At 24.7% G+C, this 2,279-nt stretch carries 4 protein-coding genes and 1 pseudogene; 1 reads left to right on the forward strand and 4 read right to left on the reverse strand.

The window, feature by feature from the left end; translation table 11 throughout:
• Both HMPREF0202_RS06965 and HMPREF0202_RS06970 read right to left on the reverse strand, forming a co-directional pair.
• On the reverse strand, positions 1–364 hold a 364-nt coding region (locus HMPREF0202_RS06965; RefSeq protein WP_040406755.1), incomplete at its 3' end, for a hypothetical protein.
• Between the two features lie 141 nt (positions 365–505).
• Positions 506–769 carry a glutaredoxin domain-containing protein gene (locus HMPREF0202_RS06970; RefSeq protein ID WP_040406757.1) on the reverse strand — a complete coding sequence of 88 codons (264 nt, stop codon included), beginning with the start codon at positions 767–769 and terminating at the stop codon, positions 506–508.
• A 144-nt stretch (positions 770–913) separates the two neighbouring features.
• Between HMPREF0202_RS06970 and HMPREF0202_RS06975 the strand changes: the two genes are divergently transcribed.
• Positions 914–1,363 carry a hypothetical protein gene (locus HMPREF0202_RS06975; protein ID WP_023052368.1) on the forward strand — a complete coding sequence of 150 codons (450 nt, stop codon included), beginning with the start codon at positions 914–916 and terminating at the stop codon, positions 1,361–1,363.
• A 25-nt stretch (positions 1,364–1,388) separates the two neighbouring features.
• On the opposite strand, the gene pgl is transcribed toward HMPREF0202_RS06975, so the two are convergent.
• Both pgl and HMPREF0202_RS06985 read right to left on the reverse strand, forming a co-directional pair.
• The gene (pgl, locus tag HMPREF0202_RS06980) at positions 1,389–2,033 is read right to left on the reverse strand and encodes a 6-phosphogluconolactonase (RefSeq protein WP_023052369.1); all 645 of its coding nucleotides are present in this window, start codon (positions 2,031–2,033) and stop codon (positions 1,389–1,391) included.
• 15 nt (positions 2,034–2,048) lie between these two features.
• Positions 2,049–2,279: pseudogene (locus HMPREF0202_RS06985) on the reverse strand (hypothetical protein); the annotation flags it as partial.

The following is a 2,279-nucleotide window of genomic DNA, read 5'->3' on the forward strand; positions in this document are numbered from 1 at the left end:
CTCTATTTTCATATCTATTTAAAATTGTATATATTAAATTATTATTTAAATAAAAATTAAAATATGGAACTTCTTTTAAATTAATTCTAAAAATTGGAGAAAAACTAGAATTAATAAGATAAGTTACATTATCATCATTTCCTAAATCATCATCTTTTTTATCTCTACTAGATGTTGTTATTATTTTAATATCTTTATTCGATACATTTAAAAGTATATGTTTATCATTTCTGTTATTTTTCGACTCTTTTATTTCTGAGTTAACAAAAGTATATAGGTGGGATCTATCTTTAATCTCCTCCCTAATACTTCCAAAAATTGAAATAATAGAAAGAAGTAAAAATAGAGATAATTTTTTTCTCATTTTTTTCACCTCTTAAGCTTATTCTACAAGTTTAAATTTATTCTTTTTTTATCTATAAATTTAATTAGATATTATACATGTTTTTTAACTACTTTCCAATAAAAAATAAAAACCATGCAAACTATTTGCATGGTTTTTTAATTAATGACCGCAGCTACATCCACATCCACCTGATGAATGTCCATTTTCATCAACGAATTGAGCGATTTGATCTAATCCTATAAATGTTTTTGTTCCGCTACACTTTTCCACAATTAAGCATGGTACAGATCTGATTCCATACATTCCTGCTAACTCTTGATTTTCCATAGCATTTATAATCTCTACACCTTCAGTATCTGCTAAAAGCTCCTTTGCTGGACCACAATATTGACAAGTTGGTGTTGTAAATAACATAATTCTCATTTTCATACCTCCATTTATACTTTTTCTGTATATATTAATATCATATAAAACTTTAGTATAAAAGTCAAGAATTTTTATATCTTTAATTTTTTTTGCATTTAATATATAATAGACAGATATTATTTTATTTGAGGAGAATATATTATGAAAAACTTTATAGCTTTTATTTTTATATCTTTAACACTTTGCTCTACTCAAATTTTAGCTAATCCAGGCAAAGGAAAAGCAAAAGGTCATACACAAAAAAATATTAATACCGATACTAACTGGGGACATAACAAAGAATTTATTGAATGGCTAAATATGAATCCATCTTTCAAAAATAAAAATCAAAAAAATGTAGAAAAATTCTATAAAGAACAATTAAAAGAAGAAAAAAGATTACGTAAAGCTTTTGCTAAATATAATAGAGAAATTTCATTATTACCTGCATACAAAAATTATAACGACCCTTTAAAATATTTTATCAATGATTTGCTGTATCATCCAAATAGATTAAATAATTATAATTTCTCTCCAAGCTTTAGACAAACATTAACAAAAGAAGAAAAAATTGCAATGGATTTTCTTAGATTACTTGATAATTTCAAATAAAAAAGTGGATTTAATCCACTTTTTTTTACTTTTCATATTCCATTAAAACTATTGGATTATCTATAAAAAATGCTGGACATTTAAATTTAGGTAAATTTTCTAGCACCTCCGCTTTTTCCTTTGTCGCTATAACTATTTTTTTTTCAGCTTTATTTATTGTTTCCATACTTAAAGTTATTCTTTTGTGCGGATGGTTTGAACTTTCCGTTATAAGAGTTGGCTCTAATACTTCTATATCATCCATTGTAAATATTGATCCTGTATGTCCATCCTCTCCTATTCCTAAATAAACTGCATCAAATTTTATATCACCTTTAAAATACTTTAATAATCTTTTCTCATAATCAATCTTTGAATCCAAAGGAGTTTTTAATATCTCTATTTTATGTATATTTTTTTCAGGAATATCAATTTTATCTAAAAGATTCTTTTTTAAAAGGTTATAATTACTGTTATTACTATCTAATGGTACAAACCTTTCATCTACTAAAAATATATTTATCTTTTCCCAATCTATATCCTCTTTTGATAGTTTAGTGAAAAATTCTTTTGGAGTTCTTCCACCTGAAAATGCTATATTAACAACATCTTTCCCATAAGTTGTCTCTTTAAATATATCTATTGCTTTTTTATAAAGATCGCTCTTTTTAGAAACTTTAATTAATCTCATATTACTCCCTCCTTTTTATTCACTAGATTTTTCTCTATAGTATTCTTGATAATTAAATTTTGATATTGCTTTTTTTGATTTTTGATTTACTAAAGAATAACTTCCATCTTTATTTTGAACTCTTAATTTAACATTATCCTTCAAAATATCTTTTATAAGTTGAGTAACTTTTTTTCGATCCTCTTTATTTTCTAATGGAAACATTGTTTCTACCCTTCCATCTAAATTCCTTCTCATACAATCTGC

The sequence above is a fragment of the Cetobacterium somerae ATCC BAA-474 genome, from assembly GCF_000479045.1.
GTDB lineage: Bacteria > Fusobacteriota > Fusobacteriia > Fusobacteriales > Fusobacteriaceae > Cetobacterium_A > Cetobacterium_A somerae.

Bases quoted from the DNA above. Each gene is read 5' to 3' on its own strand.
- HMPREF0202_RS06970 (WP_040406757.1), bottom strand. From the start codon at position 769: ATGAGAATTATGTTATTTACAACACCAACTTGTCAATATTGTGGTCCA.
- HMPREF0202_RS06975 (WP_023052368.1), top strand. From the start codon at position 914: ATGAAAAACTTTATAGCTTTTATTTTTATATCTTTAACACTTTGCTCT.
- pgl (WP_023052369.1), bottom strand. From the start codon at position 2,033: ATGAGATTAATTAAAGTTTCTAAAAAGAGCGATCTTTATAAAAAAGCA.